The organism is Limnothrix sp. CMB-01 (assembly GCF_055193175.1).
This window is the reverse complement of sequence record NZ_CM143720.1, coordinates 2,933,770-2,958,609: the sequence shown is the minus strand read 5'-3', so window position 1 is coordinate 2,958,609 and position 24,840 is coordinate 2,933,770. Positions and strand designations below refer to the sequence as shown.

Sequence of the window (24,840 nt, the reverse complement as noted above, 5' to 3'; positions counted from 1 at the left end):
CAACAGCTATTCACTCAAGCGGCTCGATCGCTCCGTGCTGCGCGGATCCAGAGCATCCCGTAGCCCATCGCCCAACAGATTAAAGGACAGCACCGTCAGCACCACCGCGATCGCCGGGGGCCAAACCAACCAAGGCTGCAACGTCAAAATCGAAGCATTGGTTCCCAAAGACAATAGATTGCCCCAGGAAGGATCAGGCTGCTGAATCCCCAGCCCCACCAAGCTCAACACCGATTCCGCCACAATGAAACTCGGCACGGCCAAAGTTGCGGAAATAATCGTGTAGGTGGCCGTTTGGGGCAACACATGAAGCACCACAATCCGGAGAGTCCCGGCCCCCATGGCTCGGGCCGCCTGCACAAAGGGCCGCTCCTTGATGGACAACACTTGGCCGCGAATCACCCGTGCCAGGCCCGACCAACTGATGAATGATGTGATGGCCACAATCAGGAAGAACCGCTGGGCACTGCTCAGACCGGGGGGCAAGACGGCAGCCAAAGCCACCAACAGGTAAATGCCCGGAATGGTCATCAGCACTTCCGTGAGCCGCATGATTGTGCTGTCAATCCAGCCGCCAAAGTAGCCAGAAATGCCGCCAACCAACAGCCCGATCGGGAAAGAAATCGCAATTCCTACTAGTCCAATGCTGAGGCTGATGCGGCTGCCATAGACCAAGCGACTGAACTGATCGCGCCCTTGCTCATCGGTTCCTAACACGTTCCAGCGCCCGGGCCCATCGGTGCCAAATAGATGCCACCGAGCGGGGATCAATCCCCAAAGCCGGTATTCAGGGCCCGTGGTTAGCAGTCGCAGTCGAGAAGGCTGCGATCGATCCACCCGCAAAGGGCGATCGCCCGTCTGTAAATCCGTTGCCCCCAGCGTTGTGGGATAAACATGGGGCCCCAAAAACTGCCCAGCCTGATCCTGCCAATGAATCACCGTGGGTGGCAGCAGGGCCCCCTGCGCTTGGACGCTGTAGGGGTCATAGGGAGCCACAAACTCCGCAAACAGGGCAACGGTGTAAAGCAATCCGAGCACGATCGCGCCCCAGCGTGCCAGCGGACTTCCCTTCAGCTTTTGCCACCATTTCATCGTTACGGAGGCCCCTTAGAATGTTAAGAAATGAATCTGTGCTGACCAATCTTAACTGACCAGCCCCAGCGGGTTTTCCCGGCCGTCCGGCGCTGCCCAGCCTCACCGCCTCGATCGCCCCATTTTTCCTTCCCCTATGACCGCTTCCTCTGACCTCGACCAGCCCCACATCACCCCGCCGGCCATGCCGTCGCCCGAGCCGATCAACCCGATCGACCCCAATGATGAGCTGCCCGATGAAGTGGAAATGTCCCTTTTTGAGCACCTAGAGGAGTTGCGATCGCGCCTCTTTGCGGCCCTGGGGGTGGTGGTGTTGGCGATGGGCGTTTGCTTCGTCTTTGTCCGGCCGATCGTGCGGCTGTTGGAAGCCCCGGCCAATGGGGTGAAGTTCCTGCAACTGACACCCGGTGAATTTTTCTTTGTCTCGATCGAGGTCACTGGCTACTCGGGTTTGCTGCTGGCAACCCCCTATATCCTTTACCAAATTATTCAGTTCGTCCTGCCCGGCCTCACTCGGCGCGAGCGGCGGTTAGTGCTGCCCGCCGTTGCGGGATCCAGCGTCCTGTTCATCATGGGGCTAGTGTTTGGTTACCAAGCCCTTGTGCCAGCGGCCCTCAACTTCTTCGTGAGCTATGGCGGCGATGTGGTCGAACAGGCTTGGTCGATCGAGAAATACTTTAAATTTGTGCTGCTTTTGCTCTTCAGCACGGCCCTCACCTTCCAAATACCCGTTTTGCAAGTGATGCTGGGTTTATTGGGAGTGGTTTCCTCGGGGCAAATGCTGGCGGGGTGGCGCTACGTGCTGTTGGGCGCGGTGATCCTGGGCGCGGTGCTGACTCCCTCCACCGATCCCTTGACCCAGGGACTCTTGAGCGGCGCAGTCCTTGGCTTGTATTTCAGTGGTGTTGGGGTGTTGCGCCTGCTGGGTCGTTAATTGGGTTGTTAATTGGGGTCTTGATTCTACCGAGGCATTTCCCCCGTGCCCCATGTTGAAGGCCGCCCATCCTGCAAGGGGCCTAAAGAAAGCAACCTAAAAAAGCGACCTAAAAAAGCTGATTCACCAAACTTTCCAAGTTCACGTAGGGTTGACCGCCCGATTCTTGTACCGGGTTGCCGCTGCTGAGAACGCGCGTGTTGAACAGTCGCTCCAACACTTCACGGGGATCGTTCGATCGGCGGTTGGTTTGGCTGAGGGTAAAAAGCACGTTGTTGCGATTGCAGCCCGATCGCATGTTGCCCACACTACAAACCACCGTGTGGCTATTCACCCGTCCCACGGTTAAGTAGATATTACTGAGGCGATTACCGTTCTCCCGCAGCACGCCGTTTAACCGGCTGGTGACTTCGCCGCAACGGCGCTGGGGGGTGTAGCCCGCATCGCTAAATTCTTCACTGGTCCAGGCAATGACCGGAGCTGTGCGCCCATTTCGCTGAACGGCCACGGTGGCGTAATAGCCATTGACCTGTTGGCATTGGAAGGAGGCTAAGGATTTAATAGCGCCGGCTCTGGCGGTTTCGGCGGTCATCCAAGGCAGGTTGAGGGCCACCAAACCAGCGATCGCCCATTTCATAGCTGACTTCATCGAAAACTCCTGGGTCTGAAACCCCGTACTTTGAGGATGACTTGGCGTTAAGTTTGACTGTATACCGGGGAATATTCGGAAATTCAAGTCTGGGAAGCGAACAGAAAACCGTAACTCCCGCAATCCTTTGAAATCAGGTCAGCACATTGGAGTAGCTTACGAAGCGCAATGACTGGGGTCTATGGCCTGAAAGGGGAGCGGATTTCGGCACTATCAAGAACAGCACCACCTGAACGGCATTTCGTTGATAGCTTCTCAGACGTGCTAACCCCCCAAAAAGCTCCCAGGGATCTCTAACCCGGGGTCTCAAAATCCCAAGGACAGGGGCGCATGGTTACTGATCCTCAGGGCGATCGACGATTGCGCAAAGCGAGGCAGCAACTTAATCAAAAGAATCGGCAAAACGCCACAGGGGCGCAATGCCGATCCGAGGGCTGTTCCGTTTGAGCCGTCTATTCGATGATCAGGGCACGATCGACCACCGATCGCGGTGTTTGACCAGTGGGCGAAGCGGCCGGCTCCGTGGGGGCCAGCGTTGGCGATTGGCTAGACAAGGCCAGGGACTGCTCAGGAGTCGATCGATAGCTCGCCATTTGCCAGCTTGGCTCCTGCCAGCCCGTGCTGATGGAAGCCAAGGCCGCCGTCACCACCGCCGCAATCGCGGAGCCACCAACCCATTGCAGTCGCTGTTTCCGGCGATCGAGCTTGGCCAACACGCCTTGCACCGTTTGCTCGATCGGGGCCGCAGCGGGCACCGGGATCTGAGTGATCGATCGGCTCAAACCACCCATCGTTCTAAAAACCTGTTGCACCGCTGAATCCGTCGCCAACCAGGTTTCGACCTGTTGTCGCTCTTCAGGGGTGACTTCATCATCAAGATAGGCACTGAGCAACTCAAACTGCTCAAGGCCAATGGGGGAACCCGAACCCCAAGATTCCGTAATCGCAGGATCGGAGTTTGGGTCGAGGTAATCCTGCTCTAGGCGATCGCCGTCTAGGTCTTGGTTGAGGCTGCGATCAGAATCCGATGCCGCAACCCGAGACCAGAACGCTTCGGACCAATCAGGGTCTTGTCCATGGGGACGCATTTCAGAAGTCATAGCAGCACCACAGCCCTTAACAAACCAATCACAACAGCACTCGCGACACACCGTTCAATCACACAAGACCTTGGAACCTGCTAATTGGTTCCAGCTTTAGTCTAAATCTTTAGGAACCGAGATTTCTACCCTGAAACGCTTTCAATGATCAGCATTCGATCGCTGATTTCCTGATGACTTCGCTCGGTTTTTTCTTGGGTATTTGGCAAGTTCTCATTGGAACATCCAAGCAACCGGAACTTTACCGATTCAACCCGTTTTTTGAGTATACGGAGTAGCGAATATAACCTCAAACTTCTCCGCAATTCAAACCCCAATTCAAGCCCTAACTCAAGCCCCTATTCAAACCACTGGCTTAGTCCATTGAGATTAATGGCTCAGCACTAGTGATTGAGGTAATTTTGCAGTTGCGTTTGCAAGCGGGCCCGGGCCCGAGCAATTCGCGATTTCACTGTGCCCAATGAAACCCCGGTCATTTCCGCAATTTGCTCGTAGGGCAAATCTTCAATTTCCCGCAGAATGATCGTGGTGCGGAAGGCTTCAGGCAAATCGGCGATCGCCTCTCGCAGCTTCTCGTAGAACTCTTGCGAGGATAGGTTCTCTTCGGGGCTGGGGTCAGGGGAGGCAATTTCCCAATCCAGTTCGCCATCGTCCAGTTGCCGCGTGGCATCTAAGGAGACGGGGGCCCGATCGCGCTTCCGTTTGCGCAATTCGTCATAAAACAAATTGGTGGCAATGCGGCTCAACCATCCCCGGAACTTTTCTGGCTCCTTGAGGCGGTGGAGGTGGCGATAGACCCGCAACCACACCTCCTGCGCAAGGTCTGCCCGATCGGACCAGTCCGGCGCAAGGTGATATAGCACGCGATCCACATGGGGCTGGTAGCGCCGCAGCAGTTCTGAAAAAGCAGCCCGATCGGGCTGCAAGCCTGCTTGGCAACGCAGCACCAAATCAGCGCTTGATAATTTCTGAGGCGGCACAGGCGTTTGGGGCAAGGCGGCCTCGATCTTGGACCAGGGCACGGGCGGGGAGTAGCTCATACGCGCATCTGGGTTGATGGATATCCCATGCTTTCCAGACGCGGGGGTGGTCTTCAGAGTTCCTGGCTTAAGGATTTTGCGATCGCTCGGGTCTAAAATCACCCGTTTTGGCGCAAGCTTTGGCGACTAGCGGCAACCCGTCGCTGGACTGAAAACCAGCAGCGACGGGCAAAACGAATTGAATAGCCGGGGTCTAGCGTTTGGTACTACCGGGCACATCGGCCTCGAAGGCCGGGGCCGAAGATTGCAACAGGGCGCTAACTTGCGAGAGCACATCGCCGCTGGGCTTGCCAAGGGGTTGCCGCTCTGGGAAGAATTCCGGCTTGGATTGGCTGTGAACAATGGCTTCGTTCACTTGGCTGGCAATCAGGTCTTGGAGCTGTTCCTTGGCCCGTTGGCGTTGGTAGTTGGCTCCCTCCTCGGTGGTGGCATAGAGGGGCGGCAAGCGATTGAGGGCATAGGCAGCAATATCGCCCACATCCAAAGCCCGATCGCTGGTGGTTTCAATTTCCGCGACTCGGGTAATGGCCTCCGTGAGCACCAATTCTTCCATGACGTTGATAAATTGCTTGCGCGGCAGCACAACCACTTCACCAGTCAGCAATGCACCCATCAATCGATCGAGAGCCATATACTCCTCGATCGATAACTCGGAAGCTGTATCGCAAATCCGCCCCACTTCCGCTTCCATGGCCGGAGTCAAATAGCCATCGCGTAACGCTTGTTCAACAATTTTTTCGATGCTCATAACTCTGCGTGATACCAGGATTCGAGGTCAGTCGGGGTCAGATTGACGGGACTTATAGACAGGGTAAAGTATGCGCGGAAAGCCAGCGACCTAATCCCTCCCTCAAGACGTAATGATGATTTGGAGGTGCGGTGCGATTTTCTGCCGTAGCCACTCACACCGGTCTAGAAACGGTTTGATCTAGAAATCCAATCTAGAGGCAAACGTTTTCCATCACCATTTTTTTAATCACCATTTTTGGGTGGCCATTCTTTCACAATTTTCCGCTGCTAATTTGACGTTTGCCAACTTAACCCTACGGCCGATGGCTACCCCGCTCCCATTTAACCTTGCTGGTTTCTCCCTCAATCTCAGGGAACGGCAGGCAGGCGATCGCCCGCTAAGTAATTGTAACTAGCTCCTCAAGGCATCAAACCCAGTCATGGCAGTAGTTTTGGAGCAAGTTCCCCGATCGCCACGGGCCACCACCGGAACCGAACCAAACTGAGTTCGGTTGCTGGCTGCTTAACAGTAAGTTACATTTGGTTAAGACTCGGGATCGCCCGAGCCGCATAACAGGCACATAACAGGCATTGATTGAGGGGCAACTCATCAGATGAAATTCTCTTGGAGAGTCGCGCTGCTGTGGACGTTGCCCGTCCTGATCGTAGGTTTTTTCCTATGGCAGGGCGCAGTTTCGGGCCCCACAGCAGACATGGGTAAAAACGCGGCGAATACCCGGATGACCTACGGCCGCTTTTTAGAATATTTGGATGCAGGCCGGATTGTTGAAGTTGACCTGTATGAGGGTGGCCGCACGGCGATTGTCGAGGCTGTCGATCCCGAGCTGGATGGTCGTCTTCAGCGTTTGCGGGTTGATTTGCCCGTGGCCGCGCCAGACTTGATTGCCAAGCTGCGCGAAGCCGGGGTGAACCTGGATTCGCACCCGATGCGCAACGATGGGGCCCTGTGGGGTCTCCTGGGGAATTTGGTGTTCCCGATTTTGTTGCTGTCGGGGTTGTTTTTCCTGTTCCGGCGATCGAACAACGTTCCCGGTGGCCCTGGCCAAGCCATGCAATTTGGCAAGTCGCGGGCCCGGTTCCAAATGGAAGCCAAAACCGGCGTGATGTTTGATGACGTGGCCGGCGTGGACGAGGCCAAGGAAGAGCTGCAAGAAGTTGTGACCTTCCTGAAGAAGCCGGAACGCTTTACGGCGGTGGGCGCACGAATTCCCAAGGGCGTGTTGTTGGTGGGCCCTCCGGGAACCGGCAAAACCCTGTTGGCCAAGGCGATCGCCGGGGAAGCGGGCGTACCGTTCTTCAGCATCTCCGGTTCGGAATTTGTGGAAATGTTTGTGGGCGTGGGTGCTTCCCGCGTGCGCGACCTGTTCAAAAAAGCTAAGGAAAACGCCCCCTGCATCATCTTCATTGATGAAATTGATGCGGTGGGTCGCCAACGGGGCGCAGGCATCGGCGGCGGTAACGATGAGCGTGAGCAGACCCTGAACCAAATGCTGACCGAAATGGACGGCTTTGAGGGCAACACGGGGATCATTGTGATCGCAGCAACCAACCGCCCGGATGTGTTGGATTCGGCCCTGCTGCGACCGGGCCGGTTCGATCGCCAGGTGACGGTGGATGCGCCGGATGTGAAGGGCCGTGTGGAGATCCTGAATGTCCACGCCCGTAACAAAAAGCTGGCGGATGAAATTTCCCTAGAGGTGATCGCCCGTCGGACTCCTGGCTTTACGGGGGCTGACCTGTCGAACCTGCTGAATGAAGCGGCTATCTTGACGGCTCGCCGCCGCAAGGACGCAATCACGATGCAGGAAATCGATGATGCGGTCGATCGGGTGATTGCTGGGATGGAAGGCACGCCCTTGGTCGATAGCAAGAGCAAGCGCCTGATTGCCTACCACGAGATTGGCCACGCGATCGTGGGGACGCTGATGAAGCACCACGACCCGGTGCAGAAGGTGACCCTGATCCCGCGCGGTCAAGCTCGCGGTCTGACCTGGTTCACCCCCAGCGAAGATCAGATGCTGATTTCGCGATCGCAAATCATGGCTCGGATTTCCGGTGCTTTGGGCGGTCGTGCGGCGGAAGATGTGATCTTCGGTGATGCGGAAGTGACGACCGGGGCCGGCGGCGACCTGCAACAGGTGGCCAACATGGCTCGGCAAATGGTGACCCGCTTTGGGATGTCGGACATTGGCCCGATTTCCCTGGAGACCCAATCGTCTGAGGTGTTCCTGGGTCGTGACTGGCTGACCCGATCGGACTATTCCGAAGAGATCGCAGCCCGGGTGGATGCCCAAGTGCGCTCGATCGTGGATCACTGCTATCTGGAAGCCAAGCGGATCGTTCGCGAAAACCGGACGGCGATCGATCGCCTGGTGGATCTGCTGGTGGAAAAGGAAACGATCGATGGTGATGAGTTCCGCCAAATTCTGGCCGAATACACCACGATTCCGGACAAGGAACAGGCCTCGACCCAGTTGGTGTTTTAGGCTGAGCCAACCTTGAGGACGTAAGCCACAATCCCAATGAAATGACCGGGAGCGATTGACCCATGGGGCGATCGCTCCCGGCTTTTTTGCGGGATCGCCTGCCCAATCTCCCCGAGCAACACCTGGGCGTGATTAACCAACAGGGGCGATCGACTGGATTTTTCGAGCGATCGGGATCAGCAGTGCAGGATCAAAATTCAGCATTGGCAATTAGCCGATCCTGTGCCACAACAATTCTTAATGGATTTTTGATGAGGATTTTGCCAGTCGATCCGGGTTCGGAATTCCAAGGAGCGGATCGCCGATCATCAGGATTCGTGCTTTAATGAGCGCCTAAGGTTGCCCATCCCGTATCTAATCAAACGGGTCATGGTTTTAGCCCCTCAGCGCGGTTTCCTAACATCGTGATCGCCCATGCTGCAACACCGTTAACGACCATCTTCGCGCGATGCCCAGGGTCTACCTCCAGGGAGTCAGGGAATGATGGAAAACGTTAAATCGGGAACGCGGCACGGATAGAAGCGATGCTTGGACAGATGGTGTGTGTGGTGTGACGAGTGAGTTACTGGTTTTGTCGTGGATGCTAAATTTCCAGTTCAAAAATCCTTTGCACTAACCGGCACGCAGCTATTTTTGCTGCTGACGGGTTGCCTGAGCGCTGCCGCAGTGACAATCGATGGCCTGTCTGGGCGATCGCCCTATGGCCTGGAATCGCTCACCTTGCCGCTGGTGACAGCCGCCGCTGTGACCGCTGCGATCGGGTCTTGGGTAGTGCCCCTGTTGCGCCGCCTCAAAACCGGCCAGGTGATTCGAGAAGATGGCCCCCAATCCCACTTTGTGAAAGCGGGAACCCCCACCATGGGCGGCATCTTCTTTGTGCCCACAGCCGTGGTTTTGACCCTACTTTTAGGAATAGGTTGCGGTTGGTCTGGTTCCCAGTGGGCCGATGCACTGGCGGTGGGAGCCTTGACTCTGGCCTATGGTTTCATCGGTTGGATTGACGATTGGCAGGTCTTGCGCCGCAAATCAAATAAAGGCATTACCCCGCGCCAAAAGCTGGCGCTGCAAGTGCTGTTTGGTGGCTTGTTTTGCCTCTGGTTGGGGCTGACAAAATCTTGGGATTTAACAACGGTGGCCCTGCCCTTGGGGTTTGCGCTGCCCTTGGGAATTTTGTTTTTCCCGATCGGCTGGTTCACCCTGGTGGCGGAAAGCAACGCTACAAACCTCACCGACGGCTTGGATGGACTGGCGGGCGGCACTGGGGCGATCGCCCTCTTGAGCCTGGGAGCGATTGTTTACCCCACTTCTCCGGCCCTGGGTCTCTTCTGTGCTTGCCTGTCGGGAGCCTGCCTGGGTTTTTTGGCCTATAACCGCAATCCAGCCCGCGTGTTCATGGGCGATACGGGATCTTTGGCCCTCGGCGGTGCGTTGGCTGCCGTGGCCCTGTTGACCCACTCGCTCTGGAGTTTGGCCATTGTTGGCGGGGTGTTCCTGGCTGAAACCCTTTCGGTGGTGTTGCAGGTGAGCTATTACAAAGCCACCAAAGGCCCAGACGGCAAGGGCAAGCGACTCTTCAAGATGGCCCCGCTGCATCACCATTTTGAGCTTTCTGGCTGGTCAGAATTGCAAGTGGTTTCCACGTTTTATCTGGTGGCTGCGGCCCTTGGCGCTCTGGGACTCTGGTGGCGTTGATCATCCCCTCCGTTGCAGTTGCAATTGATCTGGTTGCTAGCGCAATTCCCTGCCATCCAAGACTCAAACCCTCCGAAACGCCTGAAACGATACCTGAAATAACGCCTGAAATTGCGGGGCCCCGGGCCCCGTTTTTTGTGGGGCAATCATCCCGTGGAATGGCAAACTCAACAGTATCCTGAAGGGGGCAAGCTGCCGGGGCTGTGGTGATCGCCTGACCGATCGAGCCGATGGCCTTGATCAACCAGCGAATTGAGTCAGCGAATTGAGTCAGAGCATCAAGCCCATTGGTTAAGCAGCATGATTTTTGGATGTTCCTTGGCGTTCTAGCAAGCATGGACGATTCTGATCTGGATTCGAGGGAACCGGTGAGCGCAGAGGGGCGATCGACCGTTGCCATGGAGCCGGAGTCTTGGCCCATGGTGTCCGTGATTGTGCCGATTTATAACGGCGAGGCGGACTTGCCTCCCTTGGTTGATTGCCTGTTGGCTCAGGACTATCCCCCCAGCCAAGTGGAATTTATTCTGGTGGACAATCGCAGCGGCGATCGCTCCTGGGGTTGGCTGCAGCGGGCCCAGCAAATGGCTAGCGATCGGGGATGGCAACTGCATCCTCTTCAGGAATTGACGATTCAGTCGTCCTATGCGGCGCGGAACCGGGGAATTCGGGTAGCGCGAGGGGAAATTCTGGTGTTTACGGATGCGGACTGTCGCCCTCGGCCGCAATGGCTGCGATCGCTGGTGGGAGATTTTGCCGATTCCGCGATCGGGATGGTGGCTGGGGAAATCACGTCCCTGCCGGGCCACACCCTGCTAGAACGCTATGCCGATCGCCAAGAAACCCTCTCGCAAAAACACACGATCGACCATCCCTTTTTGCCCTATGGCCAAACGGCGAACCTGGCGGTGCGGCGAGAAGTTTTCCAGGCGATCGGGCTGTTTCGTCCTTATCTGACCACCGGAGGCGATGCGGATTTGTGTTGGCGGATGCAACAGGCCACGGATTGGGCGATCGCCTTTGCGCCGGGGGCCATTGTGGAACACCGCCATCGGGCCACCTGGCAGGAATTTGCCAGTCAATGGCGACGGTATGGCCGCTCCAATCGCTACCTACACCAGTTGCATGGTGTGCCGCTGATGCGTCGTCGATCGGCCCGCCAGGAATTGCGCCGTTGGGTGCGCTGGAGCCTGCGAGAGTTACCCCTGGCTTTTGGGCGCTGGCTGTTTAAAAAAGGCTCCCTGCTCGATGCCCTATCAACGCCCATTGAACTGTTGGGCAGTCGTGAACGTTGGCGCGGGCAAGTGCGGGCCCAGTTACCCGATCGCGCGGATTGGATTGAGCCATTTGAGGCATTGAAATGAACTGTTGCTGAACCTTTTGGGTTCGCTTCTGAGATAACCAATTAGCTTGTTAACTTGGCTCGGAATTGATGAGCTTAGATTCGATCGAGCACTGCAATACCCAACAAATTCAGCCCCAGTTTCAGGGTACGTGCCGTGGCATCACAGAGCACTAATCGGGAAGTGCGATCGGGTTCTGCGGCATTCAAAACCGGGCAGCGATCATAGAATTTATTGAATTTTTTGCTCAGTTCAAAAAGATATTCACAGAGACGATTGGGCATCAATTCCGCCGCGATCGCCTCTAGAACTTCATCCAGTCGCAAAAGGTGCTTGAGCAATGCCCACTCGCTCTCGTCACTGAGGATGAGTTCGGCACTGTCCAAGTTCTGAAAATCAATTTCACCCTTACGGCTAATGCTTTGAATCCGAGCGTAGGCATAGAGCATATAGGGTGCTGTGTTGCCCTGAAGCGCCAACATTTTGTCGTAGCTAAAGGCATAGCTACTGGTGCGGTTTTGGGACAAGTCCGCATATTTCACCGCGCTGAGGCCCACAATTTGCGCCACCTGTTCAATGAACTCGGGAGTTTCACTGCGCTCTTCTGACTGCAACCGCTGTTCCACGTCGGCCCGCGATCGATCGATCGCCTCCGCCAACAAATCCTTCAGCTTCGGTGTATCTCCCGATCGGGTCTTCAGCTTTTTGCCGTCCTCACCCAGCACCAAACCAAAGGGCACATGCACCAGTTCCACTCCCGCCGGAACCCAGCCGGCCCGCTCGGCCACCTGAAACACCTGGGCAAAGTGGTTTGCTTGCCCCGAATCGGTGACGTAAATGATTCGATCGGCCCGGTCTTGGGTGGTGCGATAGCGAATGGCGGCCAAATCCGTTGTGGCGTAGTTGTAGCCCCCATCGGACTTTTGAACAATCAGGGGCAGCGGGTTCCCGTCCTTATTCACAAAACCGTCTAGGAACACGCAGCGGGCCCCCGCATCCTCCACCAGCAGGCCCGCCGTTTCCAGGGCGCTCACCACCTCCGACAGCAGGGGGTTATAAAACGATTCTCCCCGTTCCGTGAGTTGGATATCGAGTAGGTCGTAGATTTTTTGGAATTCCCGCCGGGATTGATCGCAGAGCAATTGCCAGGCGCGGCGGCTGTCGGGATCGCCGCCCTGCAAGCGCACAACCTCTTGGCGCGATCGCTCTTTGAAATCCTCGTCCTCATCAAACCGCTTTTTCGCTTTTTGATAGAACGCCACCAGATCGCCCAGGTCGATCGCATTGGCGTTGGTGAGGGCTTCCGGAGCCACTTCCCGCAGATGGGTAATCAACATCCCAAACTGCGTGCCCCAATCGCCCACATGGTTCAGCCGCAACACGTCGTGGCCCAAAAACTCCAAAACCCGGGCCAGCACATCGCCAATGATCGTGGAGCGCAAATGGCCCACATGCATTTCCTTGGCAATGTTGGGGCTGGAAAAGTCCACCAAAATGCGCTGCGGTTGCGCTACGGGGTCAATGCCCAGTCGATCGCTCCCTTGGCTCAATCGCAATTGCCCCAACAGGTAGTCGGCCTTGAGGGTCAGGTTAATGAAGCCCGGCCCCGCAATGGTAGGGGGTTCGCAGAAATCCTCGATTGCCAAGGCCGCCACGATCGCGCTGGCGACCTCGCGCGGTGGCTTGCCCCACTGTTTCGCTAAGGACAGGGCCACATTGGCTTGGTAATCCCCAAACTTGGGATTGCTGGCCGGAACCAGCATCGGATCCGTGCCAACCAACTCCGGGCCAAAGGCTTTGACCAGGGCGGTTTCCAGGGCTGAACGAAGGCGGGCGATCGCGTCTTTCACCGGCAAAAAGGGGAACGGTTTCCAGAAAAAAATCTCGCCCACAAGATAAGGCGCGGGGCGTTCGGCCGCGGCCAAACGTGGAGTTCCCCGCGCGCGAAGAGCAAAGGGCAATAGAAGATTTTACTGGAATTGGGGGAGAGCGAGGCCGCCCGCAAGCCGGATTCTGTTGGCTAGGTCAGTTGCGATCGGGTTAGCTAGGGCTAATTAGACTGCTGGCCCTAGCGATTCCGGCAGCGCACCCGCTCCAGATCGCCTTCAACATTGCGGGGAACTCGCCGTAAATCGACACCGGAGCGGTAGAGGGTTGCAGAATCCCAAAGCTTGGCCCCTTCAAGGTTGGCCCCTTCAAAGTTGGTATTTTCGTCCACGATCGCCCCGCCCAAGTCCACATTGCGCAGATCAGCTCCCCGCAGATCAGTTCCGCTGAGGTTGGCATCCACAAAATTGGCAAACCGCAGCTTGGTGTTGCGCAGGTTGGCACTGGCCAAGTTGGCGCAGGTGAAGTAGCTGCCCTCAAAGTTGCTGTCGGAAAGATTGGCCAGTTGCAGTTGGGCCTGACGCAGCCGCGCATTAACCCGACTGATGCCGCTGAGGTTGGCTTCCTGAAGATCGCAACCTTGGCAACTGCGGGCGCTGCCGCTGATGAACTGCTGGGGATCGGTGGTGTTTTGGGCCCAGGCCACGCTGGCCAAGCTGCCTGCCAACAGGAAGGTGATCGCGGCAGTCCAAGTTTTGTGGGACGTTTTCATGGGTTGACCTCTCAGCAAATCGGCAAGGATGGACAGGGTACGCGCCTTAGGCAGACATCGGTGAAACGGCTGTAATGGCAGGGAACGATCGCGCTAGGATGCTTATCGGTGTCCCCCAGAGTTCCAACCTATGCGAGTTTTACGCTTGTTCCAACTGTTGTTGGCTTTGGCTGGCTCGATCGTGACCGGTCGTCAATGGGGTTCGGGTCAAGGTCAGCACAGGGAGCACCGCAGGGAACCACAGGGGCGATCGGCGGTGACCGTGATGGGCAACCGGGTGAGTCGTTCTGGGTCAATACAACTCGATCGTCAGTTCGCCCGGATCGCTTGCGGGACAGTATTCAAACCGATATCTCAATTCGTAACTGCCCGTTGGCTCCAAGTCCAGGGGAGGCTTGAGTCAGAAGGGGCTGAACGCTTTCAATGGCGGTGCTTGCAGGGAATGGGGCGCAGCTTGGCGATCGGGCTGATAGGATTCCTGATTTGTGCCAGTTGGGCAATTGTGCCAATGCCGAGTTTGGCCGATGAGTTGCCCCTTGAAGCCCGCGTTCAGGCCGCGCGATCGCTCTTTGACCAAGCTTTTGAGGCCACCAATGGCGGGCAATTTGCCCAGGCCGAGCGTTACTGGACGCAAATTTTGGAACTTTTTCCCGACAATGCGGAAATTTGGAGCAACCGGGGCAATGCCCGCGCCAGCCAAAATCGGCTTCAGGAGGCGATCGCGGACTATAACGAAGCGATTAGCCGTGCTCCCAATGCGCCGGATCCCTACCTGAATCGGGGGGCGGCTCGGGAGAATGCGGGCGATTTGACGGGGGCGATCGCGGACTATGACCACGTGTTGGAATTGGATCCCAATGATGCGGCCGCCTACAACAACCGGGGCAACGCGGAGGCGGGCCTTGGCCAATGGGCGATCGCGGTTGACGACTATGCCCAGGCGGAGCGCTTGGCTCCCGATTTTGCGATCGCCCGGGTGAACCATGCCCTCGCCCTGTTCCAGGTGGGCGATCGGGCGGAGGCCTTGCGCCTGTTGCGGAATTTGGTGCGGAAATATCCCACCTTTGCCGATGCGCGGGCGGCCCTGACGGCGGCCCTGTGGGATGCGGGCGATCGCGGCGAGGCCGAAAGCCAGTGGGTCTCGGTAGTGGGTCTCGATCGGCGCTACAAGGATTTGGAGTGGGTGGCGAAGGTGCGCCGTTGGCCGCCCGCCATGGTGACCGCCCTGGAAAAATTCCTCAAGCTTTAACCTCTAGAGCAATCCAGCGGGCAAGAACTGGCATTGTCCAGCCCTGCTGGATTGAGGTGAAGTTGAGCGAGTTGCAGTTGAGCGAACTGGCATTTAGCGAGCGGCTGCCCGATCGCGCTTGAGGCGATCGAGCAACACTTGTGCATCCTTCAACAGTTGAGTGCCCCAGAGGTTGTCCTTCAGGTACTGCAAATCCGCATAGCGCTCATCGGTGTCCAAAGCTTCCTGGGCCAGGGCCAACCCCTTCAGGCAGTTGGGACCTCGGGCTTGGCTTTGGCAACCGGCAGCGGTGTAGGTGGCCGTGGCGATCGCTAGTTTGGGTTCTGCGGCGGTTGGATCCACGGCCAAAGCAGCTTCCCACTCCTTGAGGGCATTGTCCCGATCGCCCAACTCATACAGCGCCAAGCCGATATTGTTCACCGCTGGCCACATCCGTGCTTCCAGGGTCACCGCTTGCCGAAACTGCTCGATCGCCTGCTGGAACCGGCCCATGGTTAGGTAGACATTCCCCAAGTCAAACCGGCCCGTGGGCGAGTCCTGAAGCTTGAGGCCCGCCTGCAACGTGGTTAGCGCCTCATCCCAGCGCTTCTGTTGCCCGTAGGCCGACCCTAACGCCAACAACACCGATGGATCTTCCGGAGCCAAGGCCCGGGCCGATTCCAGCACCTGAATGCCCCGATCGATCTGTTGAGATTGGAGATATAAACCGCCCATCAACCGCAAAACCTGCGGATTTTTGGGAGCGAGATAGGCCGCCACTCGAATGCGGGCCAGGGCCTCATCGTATTGCTCAAACTGCACCAAACGCGCCGCATCTTGGGCTAGATCCAAAGCCTGCTCAGACCACTGGGGATCAATTGGCGGTGCATAGGGCAGCAACACTTCCGCCCGGGCCGGCATGGATAGCCCCATGCAACCCCAAAGCACAGCCAGAACCTGGAGCGCTCGGATGCTCTGTTGTTTCAAGCTCAGTTTGCCCAGTTTGCTCACAGTCCTGTTTATCCAATGCTGCTGACAACGATCGCAAGGCCATCTTAGCAACCTGAATTAATCCGGCGGGCGGTTAATCCGGCGTGGCGGGTGAACAGGGGCACAAAACTGGGTTGGGTTCAAGACTTGATCGCCCAATATCCCTGAAATTCCGCGCGATCGCAGGTGTTGCCAGGGAGGGGATTGGCCCAACTTCGAGATTCCAGACGCTCCTTCAGGTGCTACTTCAACAGTTGCCGCACCGTGTCGATCAGCTCTTCCGGTTGGAAGGGCTTGGCGATGTAAGCATCGGCCCCTTGTTTCATGCCCCAGTAGCGATCGAACTCTTCGCTCTTGCTGGTGCAAAGCACCACGGGCACGTCCTTTCGGTTGTTATCCGACTTCATCCAACGACAAAATTCATAGCCATTCATCCGGGGCATCACAATGTCTGTGATCACCAAATCCGGAGCACTGGCCTCAAATTGCACCTGTGCCTCTACCCCATCGCCCGCCAAAACCGTCGTCATGCCGTGTTTTTGGAGGAGTGCGGCAATCATCTCGCGCATCGTTGCGCTGTCATCGACAATTAGCACCTTACTCACGACATCCTCCTTCGCAGTTGGCGGCGGTTGCTGACCGCCATCCCTCGCAATCGGGCGAGTTAACCACCCATGATATGTACCACAACTTCGCGCGTGCGACCGTGCTGTCGATGTTCCCAGAGATAGATTCCCTGCCAAATCCCCAGTCCCAGTTGACCATGCACGATCGGAATTTGTTCAGAAGTGTGGGTCAAGGCGGTGCGAATGTGGGCCGGCATGTCATCGGGCCCTTCGGCACTGTGTTGGTAGGGAGCCGATTCGGGGACGAGGCCGGCGAGGAAGGCTTCCAGGTCTTGTAACACGTCAGAATCGGCGTTTTCCTGGATCACCAGGCTGGCGGAGGTATGCTGCACAAACAGCGTACAGAGGCCGGTGGTCACTCCCGATCGCGCCACCAGTTCCGAGATCGCGCTGGTGATGTTGTGCAACCGTTTGCCTTGGGTTGAAAGGCGCAGCACCTGTTGCACATGGGTCGTTTGCGATCGCTGGTCGATCGCCCCAACCGAAATGACAGTGGCGGAGGCGCTAGAACGACTCATGGAAACTGGAATAGGGACTGAAAAAGTTCTGCATGGAGCGATCGAAATATTTCAAAAAGCAATTATTCACAAACAACCACGAACAATCACAAACAATTATTCATGGATCCGGATCGGTCGCTCTATTCCGATGCAATGCCGCCATCAAAAATAGGGTTGACATCCTCCCCACCGCAAGCGAACGGGGATTCCCAAACCTCGCGATTTGGGTTTCTGCTTCATTGTGCCAGCCCTCTGAGATTGGTTCTCTTCGGGTCTTGCGGTTGCTCCACAGACTGAAACCGCTAGCCCAGCGGCCACCTGTAATTTAGCATGACCTGAAAGGGCGGGGTTTTAGGCCCAAATTTTTCTATAAATCGATTTTTGGCGAGATTTATGGACAGGATTTCCGCCATTGCCCCCGTGGTCTAAGGGAATTCGCCAGCGGCGGAACTCCGAAATCAAAAAGCTCGCCACTGCACGGAAAAATAGAGGCCATTTTCCTGCCAGGTGTCTTGGTCTGGGTTGTCCACCTCCACCAGGGGAATGGCGTAGTCTAGGCGCGCTGTGAATCGATCGCCCTGTTGCCATCGCAGGCCCAACCCGAGACCAACGAGGGTTTGGGGATCGGGATCGGGTCGATCGCCCCGGTTCCAGCCGGTTCCCACATCCAGAAAGGGCACAATTTGCATCACCCCTTTAATTTTGGGCGCGCGGAACAGGGGCAGGCGCAATTCAGCCGACCCAAACAGCCCGCCATCGGTCAGCAGCAAGTCTTGGCGATAGCCCCGAACGCTTTCAAATCCCCCTAGGCCAAACTGCTCCACGGGCAAGAGCGGGCGATCGGCCCATTGGGCCTCGCCTCGCACCAGCAGCAGCGTATCGGGCGCAAATTGGCGCACCCACTGGGCTTGGCCACGCCAGGCCAAGAATTGACTATCGGGCGACTCGCGATTGATGGTGGAGTCAAGGGCATCCAGTCCCAAACTCAGTTGCGATCGCAAGGCCAAAACGTAGCTTTCGCTGCGACTGGTCCACTCGTGAAACCACCGCAGGGCGGTGACGCTGGTTTGTCCTTGGTCATCGGCTCCCGGGGAAAGGGGAAAGTCAATGCCGAGCAGACTGGTTTGGCTGTCCAGGTGCGAGAGGGTCAAGCCCGTGACGACTTCATAGTTGGGCTGCTGCACCAGGGGGCGGCGATAGGTCAGTTCGTATTGGTAAGAGTCGGCTTGGATGTCGAGGGGGCCGAAGGGATCTTCAACGATGCTGCTGCCGGTCCATTGGAAGCGGGCCCCGATCGTGCTGTTGCGACTGTCGATCGGGATGGTGTAACTGGCTTCGATCGAGTCGCTGCCGTCGGTATTGGTGTAGCTGAGGCTGATGCCATCGCCTAGCCCCAGCAGGTTGGCCTGGGTGATGGTGGCGCGTCGCCGGACTGTGCCCACGCTGGGCGATCGCCCATTATCCACCGATAGATCGCCATGGAGGCTGTCGGCTTCCGTGAGGGTGATCCGCAGCAGGTTCGTGCCCGGCTCGGTTCCCGCCGAAAGTTCTGCGGAAACGGTCTCAATGAGCGGGTCGGCCTGCAACAGTTGCAGAGCGGTCAGCAGGCGATCGACCTGAAGCGGCGGCTGGGTGGCCCGTTCAATGCGCCGTTGCACGTAGCTGGGGCGCAGTCGCCGTAACCCCTGCACCTCGATCGCCTCTAGCCGACCTTCCAGCACCCGAATTTCCACAATGCCCTGGGCCGGATCAATTTCCTGGGGCGGCAAAAAGGCTCCAGAGGTCTTGTACCCTTTGTTGACATATTGCTGCGTCACCGCCGATCGCGCTTCCAGCAACTCCGCAAAGGTGAGAGGGCGATTGGTGTAGGGCTGCAGCAGGGTCGCAAATTCACTATCTGTAAAAATCGTGCTGCCCGTGACCCGAAAGGCCTTCACAACAATTTGACCGGGAATCGGCGGCAGGTCAGAGGGCGAGGTAGGCTGCTCGATCGGGGGCGGCTGCAAAGTGGGCGGGGGTTGGTCTGGCTCCGGAATGGTGATCGAATCCGGCAGGCGATCAGGACGGGGCAAAGGGGGAGTTTGGGCGATGGCCGCCACAGCCCCAGCGCCCAAACAGCCCAAGCTCGCCAGCGATCCCAGCAACCACCACCAATGGAGATCCGCGCAATGCCTGAAAGCAGGCTTCAAGTCACGGTTCTTATGGTTCAATTCAGGCTTTGAGATGGGGGATCTAAAGACTGGAGATCTAAAGACTGGAGATCTGAAGACTGGAGATCTGAAGGTCAAAGATCTCAAAGCTGGAGGTCTAAGCGCTGGAAATTGCAAAGATAGAAATTGCAAGGCTAGATATCGCAAGGCCATAGGTTAAGAGACTGATCGACCAAACGATCGCACCAACCGTAACAGATCAGGCAATCGGGGTCGAGCCATCTGCAATCCTTGGCCACAACCCGTTTGTGTTCAAAAGTGGGGAACGGGGTTGCTCCAAAACCGTCCATCACAATCATGCTTTGGCGGAAGCTGTCGCTCTAGCGCTTGCATTGCTCAAAACGGGCGATCGCCAGGGCTGTCAGGTCGGCCAATCCCGGGCCTTGGTGGGTACTGGCCGCATTCGGTAAACTGCCGGGCGGAGGCAGGGGTGCGGGAGCCTCCTGAGCCGCCCACTCCTGGGCTAGGCTCGTGGGAGCGGCCATGGTGGCCAGACGCGATTGGGTGCGCAATCCCAACTGACCGTCGCTATAGTCGCTCCAGAGGCGATCGACTTCCAGCAGCAAATCACAGTCCGTCTGCATCAGGCTGTCCACCTGAGCATTAGGAGCCAAAATTTGCCAAGTCAAGACATTGGCCGTTTGCCAATGGCCGCCGGCCAACTGCTCCGCAAGACGGCTGAGGGTCTCGTTGCGAGGCCGCATGACCACCAAGGCCGCAGCCCCGGCCCAAAGCAGAATCGCAATGACCGATAAACGCTTGAAATTCACGGCCGATGTCATGACTGTTCCCGGTTGCCCCTCCATTGCGCCAGGACAATTAGCTGCCTCAGCGGTTGTTAGTGTAGTGGCCGCTGGGCTTGGGTAAGTTGACACGAGTGAATGATGCTGGGGGCTGTTTAACAACATAAGAAGCTCGTCTGCGAGAGAGCCTTGAGCGATCGCTGCTGCTGAGGCTAAGCAACCAATCCCTTCTGTTTATTCATTCTGAGGAAAAATCAGACTATCCGAATAATCTGGCATTCATTTTTGAACCATTTGAATACAGACTTTTCACATTGGAGAAAATTGCTTGATGTCCTTATCATTACCGATTCCTGACTGGTTTGAGGGCGATCGCGTTGGTGAAGTTTGGCGTGTACCCTATGCCCAACTGGCCACCGCAGCTCAACAATGGGCGAAGGCACATCAAATTACACCGGCACAGGAGGATTCGCAACGGATTGCCCTGTTAATGATTGATGTGCAAAATACGTTCTGCATCCCTGATTTTGAGTTGTTCGTGGGCGGGCGATCGGGGCAAGGGGCAGTCGAAGATAATGTCCGCCTATGTCAATTTATTTACCGAAATTTGAGCTTCCTCACGGAACTCATCCCCACATTGGACACCCATGGGATGGCTCAGATTTTCCATCCGATCTTTTGGGTCGATGCCGCAGGAAACCATCCTGCCCCCTTGACTAACATTGACTGGGAAGCGGTCAAAACCGGCCGTTGGCGACCCAATCCCCAATTGCAAGCCAGTTTCCAGCTTCTGCCTGATTCCCTTGGCCAAGGGGCATCACCCGATCGCTCTCCAGAAGCCGGGAAGGTGCATGGAAACTTGGCCACCTACGCCGCCCACTACACCAAAACCCTGGAAGATTTAGGTAAATATCCCCTGACCATTTGGCCTTACCATTCCATGCTGGGTGGTATTGGTCATGCAATGGTTTCGGCCGTTGAAGCCGCCTGTTTTACCCATGCCATCGCGCGGCAAATTTCAACACGATTTGAGCTGAAAGGTGGTCATCCCCTAACGGAAAACTATTCGATTCTCAGCCCTGAAATTCTGAGTGATGAACATCAACAACCGATCGCCCAAAAGAATCAGGCCCTAATTCAGCATCTTTTTGAATTTGACGCGGTGATTATTGCCGGGCAAGCAAAGAGTCATTGTGTGGCTTGGACAGTGGCTGACTTTTTGCGGGAGATTCAAACGCAAAAGCCGGAATTTGTCGATCGAGTCTATTTGCTGGAAGATTGCATGTCGCCCGTGGTGGTTCCTGGGGTAATTGACTTCACGGAATTGGCCGATCAAACCTTCCAGGACTTTGCTTCAGCGGGAATGCATTTGGTGCGGTCTACGGATTCGATCGAGCAATGGCCAATGTTTAATCGCTAATCCCCAAAGGCGAAATATTCAATCCGAGAACCTGCGCTGAAGTCATTTCGACAAAATGGTAAACTAGAAATAGTTTTTCCAAAAAAAGCTCATTCAACTCGCGCTTCTGCCCATGACTGTTCCCACCTCTGCCCTGCCGGAATCCTTGGCTAAATTAGTTCAGCGATTTTCCCGAGTTACCAATCCTAAGCAAGGTTACGAGCAACTCATCTGGTTTTCGAAGCGGCTTCCTGAGCTAGATGAAGCGGATCGTAGCCCTGAAAATAAGGTTCATGGCTGCACTTCGCAGGTGTATGTGGCTTCAGCACTCACCGATGGCAAAGTTTGGTATCGGGGAGATTCTGATTCACAACTGGTGAAAGGCTTGGTGGCATTTTTAGTGGAAGGATTGAATGGTCTAGCGCCGGATGTGATCATTGCTTTGAAGCCGGATTTCATTCAACAAACAAAACTCAATGCTAGCCTGACTCCTTCGCGGGCTAATGGGTTTTTCAATATTTTCAAAAAGATGCAAGATCAGGCGCGATCACTTCAGTCAGAGTCCCATGCGGATTTAAATGCTTTGGGTTTATTGTCCTCCCCACCGAGCCTTGAATCTAATCATGAAGGGACTGAAAAGGTGACTGACTGAACTGTTGATGAACGCTCAATGATTCAAACGTGGTGATGCAAACAAAGTGGTGATGCAAACACGGTAACGCAAACGCAATGAACCAAGCACGATGAATCAAGTGCAATGAACCAGACGCGATGACTCAAACGGTTGCCTATATTTATCATGACCCCATTTTGGAATCGGTGACAGAGCCGATCGATTGGGAAATTGATGTGCAAAACCTGTATGTGGACTTGGGCGATCGGCAGGCGTTGGGGCAGCTCATGCAGTTGGTGAATCAGGGAGCAATTCACACGCTTCTCATCCGACAAATTCGCGACTTGGGCGACTCGATCGAGTCCATTCTCCATGTTTTGAATCAGTTAGAACATGCCAAAGTGGCGCTGCGGGTGATGCAGGGTGACCTCCCCAAGGGAACCGATCCTAACTGGATTCAACAGTTGCAATGGCTTCAGGAACTGAACCAAGACCAGCACCGACAGGCCATTCAAAAAGGCCATGCCCGTAATCGGTTAGCAGCCTTGCCGCCGCCGGGACGTGCTCCCTTTGGCTATCGACGGGGCAAAGATCGGTATGTGATCGATCGAGCGGCGGCCAGTATCGTAAAAGATTTTTTTGAAAACTTTTTGCTCTACGGTTCCTTGCGGGGAGCCGTGCGGTTCATTAACCAAAAACATCAAAAGAAGATTTCAATTTCGACGGGCCGTAATTGGCTGACCAATCCTGCTTATCGAGGCGATTTAGCCTATAAAAATGGTGATGTGATTTTGAATACGCACCCCCCGCTGGTGTCTCGCGAAGAAGCGGCCCAGGTCGATCGGCTCTTGCGACGTAATCAGACCTTAGCTCCCAAAACGGCCAGCGCCGCGCGTTCCTTAGCGGGGTTAGTGAGCTGCGCCCAATGCCAAGCAAAATTAGCCATAACTTCCACGCGATCGCGGGGATCCAAAACCCCCAACTATCTTTACTTGCGACCCAATCCTTGCGGAAAAGGCCCATCAGCTCCCGATCGATGCCCATTAGCGGACTATAACCAGGTTCTGAAGAAAACAATTCAGCGCATTTGTCGAGAATTGCCACAACGAGTGAGTCAAGCGCAGTTGCCCAATATTGAGCAATTAAAGTCCCAAATTCAACAACAACTTCAAGCCCAGGAAGCACGCCTAACTCAGCTTATTCAGCTTAAGGAAAATGGAATTTTAGATGAAAATACATTGCAAATTCGTTCCTATCAAATTCGGGTCGAAATGGGAACTTTGCAAGATCGACTCTCGCAATTACCCCCTGCCAGCTTATCGATGATTTCCCGATCGGTGTCAATTCCAGAATTTTGGCAAGATCTATCCGAAGCCGAACGACGTTTTTACTTTCGCGAATTCCTGAAAGGCATCTGGCTAACTTATTCAGCCAAGGGAAAGGGAGAACCGACTTGGCGGGTGCAATCTCTGGATTTTGTTTTTTAAGATATTTTAAAAAATATTTAAAATTCGGGCTGACGATTAAGGGCATTTTGAAAAATCAAACATTGATATTTTTCTGGTTTCATTGATGAGTGAAAGCAGAGAACTTTTGTCTTTTTTCTATGATTGATTTTCAAGAGAACCTATAAATCTAAAACAGATTTTGAATAGTCTTAGTGTTTTTGGTGGCTAATAATTGGGGGTTTACGCTGCAATTTAAACTGACTTCAAAATCAAATCTTAAATAAATTTTGCGTATTTTTACTTTCTCGTAAAATAAATTGCCCATCTCCACAACCTATAAATCGCTGTCTATAATGTCGCTTATGGGGCAATCTGATCACAGCTTAAAAGCTGATCGTTCAAGCTTTTAATTAGGCTTGAACTTCAAGATTCAATGGCAGTACTAGTGCTTTAGGCGGATCTATGTTTACGTTTTTTCTAATGCTATTGATTGGTGGTGGTGCAGCCTTTGCTGCTTTGAAAAGTGATGATTTACCTGTCCCATTGCCTATTCGATGGGCCGTACGGGGCGGCGGTGGCTTTGTGGCAGTTTTTGTGGCGCTCTATGTCATTAGTCGTTTCGTTGCGAATGTGCCGACGGGAAGCGTTGGTGTGCGCGATTCCTTGGGTAATGTGGAAGAGAGTCCATTGTTGCCCGGGTTGCATTTCAACACACCTTTTTCGCGAGTGGTGATGTTTTCGACACGCCTAAAAAATATTCAAGAAGGTATTGAAGCAACATCCCAAGAAGGTTTGATTTTTGATTTGAATGTTAGCCTCCAATATCGAATTGATCCGCGAAAAGTGTCCCAGGTTTATCGAACCATTGGCACTAGTGAATCAGAAATTGTCGTGTCTCGATTTCGGGCAATTGTTCGCTCAATTACTGCATTACATCCAGCCGAGTCTATTTATTCAACCAAGCGGACAATGATCGCTGAAGAAATGCGCCGACAGTTGGCGCAACAACTGGAGCCTTTGGGATTTGTGGTGGAAGCGGCTCTGTTGCGAGAAGTGAAACTGCCAGAAACTGTCCAAGCAGCAATTCAACAGAAACTGAAAATCGAACAAGAAAGCAAGCAAATGGAATTTGTGCTGTCAAAAACTCGTCAAGAGGCTCAACGAAAACAAATTGAGGCCCAGGCGATCGCCAACTACAATCGAACGGTTGCTCAGGGCTTGACCAATCAGGTCATTCAATTGAAGCAAATTGAAGCCATGCAAAGTCTAGCGGAATCCAAAAATACAAAGGTAATCATTACCAATGGCAATTCACCGATTTTGGTTTCTCCAGGTGGTAATTAGTGCAACGCCAAGAGATCTGTAGTTGATTGCTGTTGAGCTGACTCAGTTCGATCGAGC

General features: G+C 55.1%; 22 protein-coding genes. 10 read left to right on the top strand and 12 right to left on the bottom strand.

The annotated features are described in order from the left end of the window. Window positions 1-6: 6 nt before the first annotated feature. The gene (locus ACZA91_RS12355) at window positions 7-1,092 is read right to left on the bottom strand and encodes an ABC transporter permease (RefSeq protein WP_099534977.1); all 1,086 of its coding nucleotides are present in this window, start codon (window positions 1,090-1,092) and stop codon (window positions 7-9) included. Window positions 1,093-1,228: 136 nt separating this feature from the next. Here ACZA91_RS12355 and tatC point away from each other — a divergent pair, with 136 nt between their 5' ends. Further along, complete coding sequence (gene tatC, locus ACZA91_RS12350; protein ID WP_463182467.1) at window positions 1,229-2,026, top strand: twin-arginine translocase subunit TatC; 798 nt, start codon at window positions 1,229-1,231, stop codon at window positions 2,024-2,026. A 109-nt stretch (window positions 2,027-2,135) separates the two neighbouring features. Here tatC and ACZA91_RS12345 read toward each other — a convergent pair whose 3' ends face one another. The 4 genes from ACZA91_RS12345 to ACZA91_RS12330 form a co-directional block, all read right to left on the bottom strand. Next, window positions 2,136-2,675: a COP23 domain-containing protein gene (locus ACZA91_RS12345; protein ID WP_099534975.1), complete on the bottom strand. Its 540-nt coding sequence runs from the start codon at window positions 2,673-2,675 to the stop codon at window positions 2,136-2,138. A 452-nt stretch (window positions 2,676-3,127) separates the two neighbouring features. Beyond that, window positions 3,128-3,775, bottom strand: coding sequence for an anti-sigma factor family protein (locus ACZA91_RS12340; protein ID WP_463182466.1), 648 nt, complete (start codon window positions 3,773-3,775; stop codon window positions 3,128-3,130). 383 nt (window positions 3,776-4,158) lie between these two features. Beyond that, a complete protein-coding gene (locus tag ACZA91_RS12335) occupies window positions 4,159-4,815 on the bottom strand; it encodes a sigma-70 family RNA polymerase sigma factor (protein WP_099534973.1) in 657 nt (218 codons plus the stop codon). Window positions 4,816-5,008: 193 nt separating this feature from the next. Next, window positions 5,009-5,563, bottom strand: coding sequence for a late competence development ComFB family protein (locus ACZA91_RS12330; RefSeq protein ID WP_099534972.1), 555 nt, complete (start codon window positions 5,561-5,563; stop codon window positions 5,009-5,011). Between the two features lie 595 nt (window positions 5,564-6,158). Between ACZA91_RS12330 and ftsH2 the strand changes: the two genes are divergently transcribed. The 4 genes from ftsH2 (at window position 6,159) to ACZA91_RS12310 (ending at window position 11,104) form a co-directional block, all read left to right on the top strand. Continuing rightward, window positions 6,159-8,051 (top strand): ATP-dependent zinc metalloprotease FtsH2, encoded by a 1,893-nt coding sequence (gene ftsH2, locus ACZA91_RS12325; RefSeq protein WP_099534971.1) that lies wholly within the window; start codon window positions 6,159-6,161, stop codon window positions 8,049-8,051. Window positions 8,052-8,113: 62 nt separating this feature from the next. Next, the gene (locus ACZA91_RS12320) at window positions 8,114-8,377 is read left to right on the top strand and encodes a hypothetical protein (RefSeq protein WP_463182465.1); all 264 of its coding nucleotides are present in this window, start codon (window positions 8,114-8,116) and stop codon (window positions 8,375-8,377) included. Between the two features lie 250 nt (window positions 8,378-8,627). Further along, window positions 8,628-9,743: a phospho-N-acetylmuramoyl-pentapeptide-transferase gene (gene mraY / locus ACZA91_RS12315; protein WP_190355623.1), complete on the top strand. Its 1,116-nt coding sequence runs from the start codon at window positions 8,628-8,630 to the stop codon at window positions 9,741-9,743. 398 nt (window positions 9,744-10,141) lie between these two features. Then, window positions 10,142-11,104 (top strand): glycosyltransferase family 2 protein, encoded by a 963-nt coding sequence (locus tag ACZA91_RS12310; RefSeq protein ID WP_463186435.1) that lies wholly within the window; start codon window positions 10,142-10,144, stop codon window positions 11,102-11,104. A gap of 74 nt (window positions 11,105-11,178) precedes the next feature. Here the strand turns inward: ACZA91_RS12310 and argS are convergent, their stop codons facing one another. Further along, complete coding sequence (gene argS, locus ACZA91_RS12305; protein ID WP_190532878.1) at window positions 11,179-12,933, bottom strand: arginine--tRNA ligase; 1,755 nt, start codon at window positions 12,931-12,933, stop codon at window positions 11,179-11,181. Window positions 12,934-13,151: 218 nt separating this feature from the next. Further along, complete coding sequence (locus ACZA91_RS12300) at window positions 13,152-13,682, bottom strand: pentapeptide repeat-containing protein (RefSeq protein WP_190532743.1); 531 nt, start codon at window positions 13,680-13,682, stop codon at window positions 13,152-13,154. 508 nt (window positions 13,683-14,190) lie between these two features. On the opposite strand from ACZA91_RS12300, the gene ACZA91_RS12295 reads away from it, so the two are divergent. Continuing rightward, a complete protein-coding gene (locus ACZA91_RS12295) occupies window positions 14,191-14,931 on the top strand; it encodes a tetratricopeptide repeat protein (RefSeq protein ID WP_347278345.1) in 741 nt (246 codons plus the stop codon). A gap of 93 nt (window positions 14,932-15,024) precedes the next feature. Here the strand turns inward: ACZA91_RS12295 and ACZA91_RS12290 are convergent, their stop codons facing one another. From ACZA91_RS12290 to ACZA91_RS12270, 5 genes are all read right to left on the bottom strand, one after another. Then, window positions 15,025-15,921 carry a tetratricopeptide repeat protein gene (locus ACZA91_RS12290; protein WP_463182464.1) on the bottom strand — a complete coding sequence of 299 codons (897 nt, stop codon included), beginning with the start codon at window positions 15,919-15,921 and terminating at the stop codon, window positions 15,025-15,027. 221 nt (window positions 15,922-16,142) lie between these two features. Further along, on the bottom strand, window positions 16,143-16,505 hold the full coding sequence (locus ACZA91_RS12285) for a response regulator transcription factor (RefSeq protein ID WP_099534967.1): 363 nt from the start codon (window positions 16,503-16,505) through the stop codon (window positions 16,143-16,145). A 59-nt stretch (window positions 16,506-16,564) separates the two neighbouring features. Then, window positions 16,565-17,044, bottom strand: coding sequence for a secondary thiamine-phosphate synthase enzyme YjbQ (locus ACZA91_RS12280; protein WP_190532740.1), 480 nt, complete (start codon window positions 17,042-17,044; stop codon window positions 16,565-16,567). Between the two features lie 440 nt (window positions 17,045-17,484). After that, the gene (locus ACZA91_RS12275; RefSeq protein ID WP_463182463.1) at window positions 17,485-19,215 is read right to left on the bottom strand and encodes a ShlB/FhaC/HecB family hemolysin secretion/activation protein; all 1,731 of its coding nucleotides are present in this window, start codon (window positions 19,213-19,215) and stop codon (window positions 17,485-17,487) included. A 341-nt stretch (window positions 19,216-19,556) separates the two neighbouring features. Then, a complete protein-coding gene (locus ACZA91_RS12270) occupies window positions 19,557-20,018 on the bottom strand; it encodes a hypothetical protein (RefSeq protein WP_463182462.1) in 462 nt (153 codons plus the stop codon). 292 nt (window positions 20,019-20,310) lie between these two features. Between ACZA91_RS12270 and ACZA91_RS12265 the strand changes: the two genes are divergently transcribed. The 4 genes from ACZA91_RS12265 to ACZA91_RS12250 all read left to right on the top strand — a co-directional run bounded on the left by ACZA91_RS12265 (window position 20,311) and on the right by ACZA91_RS12250 (window position 24,783). Beyond that, the gene (locus ACZA91_RS12265) at window positions 20,311-21,399 is read left to right on the top strand and encodes a cysteine hydrolase family protein (protein WP_099534963.1); all 1,089 of its coding nucleotides are present in this window, start codon (window positions 20,311-20,313) and stop codon (window positions 21,397-21,399) included. A 112-nt stretch (window positions 21,400-21,511) separates the two neighbouring features. Next, window positions 21,512-22,030: a SufE family protein gene (locus ACZA91_RS12260; RefSeq protein WP_463182461.1), complete on the top strand. Its 519-nt coding sequence runs from the start codon at window positions 21,512-21,514 to the stop codon at window positions 22,028-22,030. Between the two features lie 119 nt (window positions 22,031-22,149). Continuing rightward, a complete protein-coding gene (locus ACZA91_RS12255) occupies window positions 22,150-23,478 on the top strand; it encodes a recombinase family protein (protein ID WP_463182460.1) in 1,329 nt (442 codons plus the stop codon). A 423-nt stretch (window positions 23,479-23,901) separates the two neighbouring features. Next, complete coding sequence (locus ACZA91_RS12250) at window positions 23,902-24,783, top strand: prohibitin family protein (protein WP_190528325.1); 882 nt, start codon at window positions 23,902-23,904, stop codon at window positions 24,781-24,783. Window positions 24,784-24,840 lie beyond the last annotated feature (57 nt).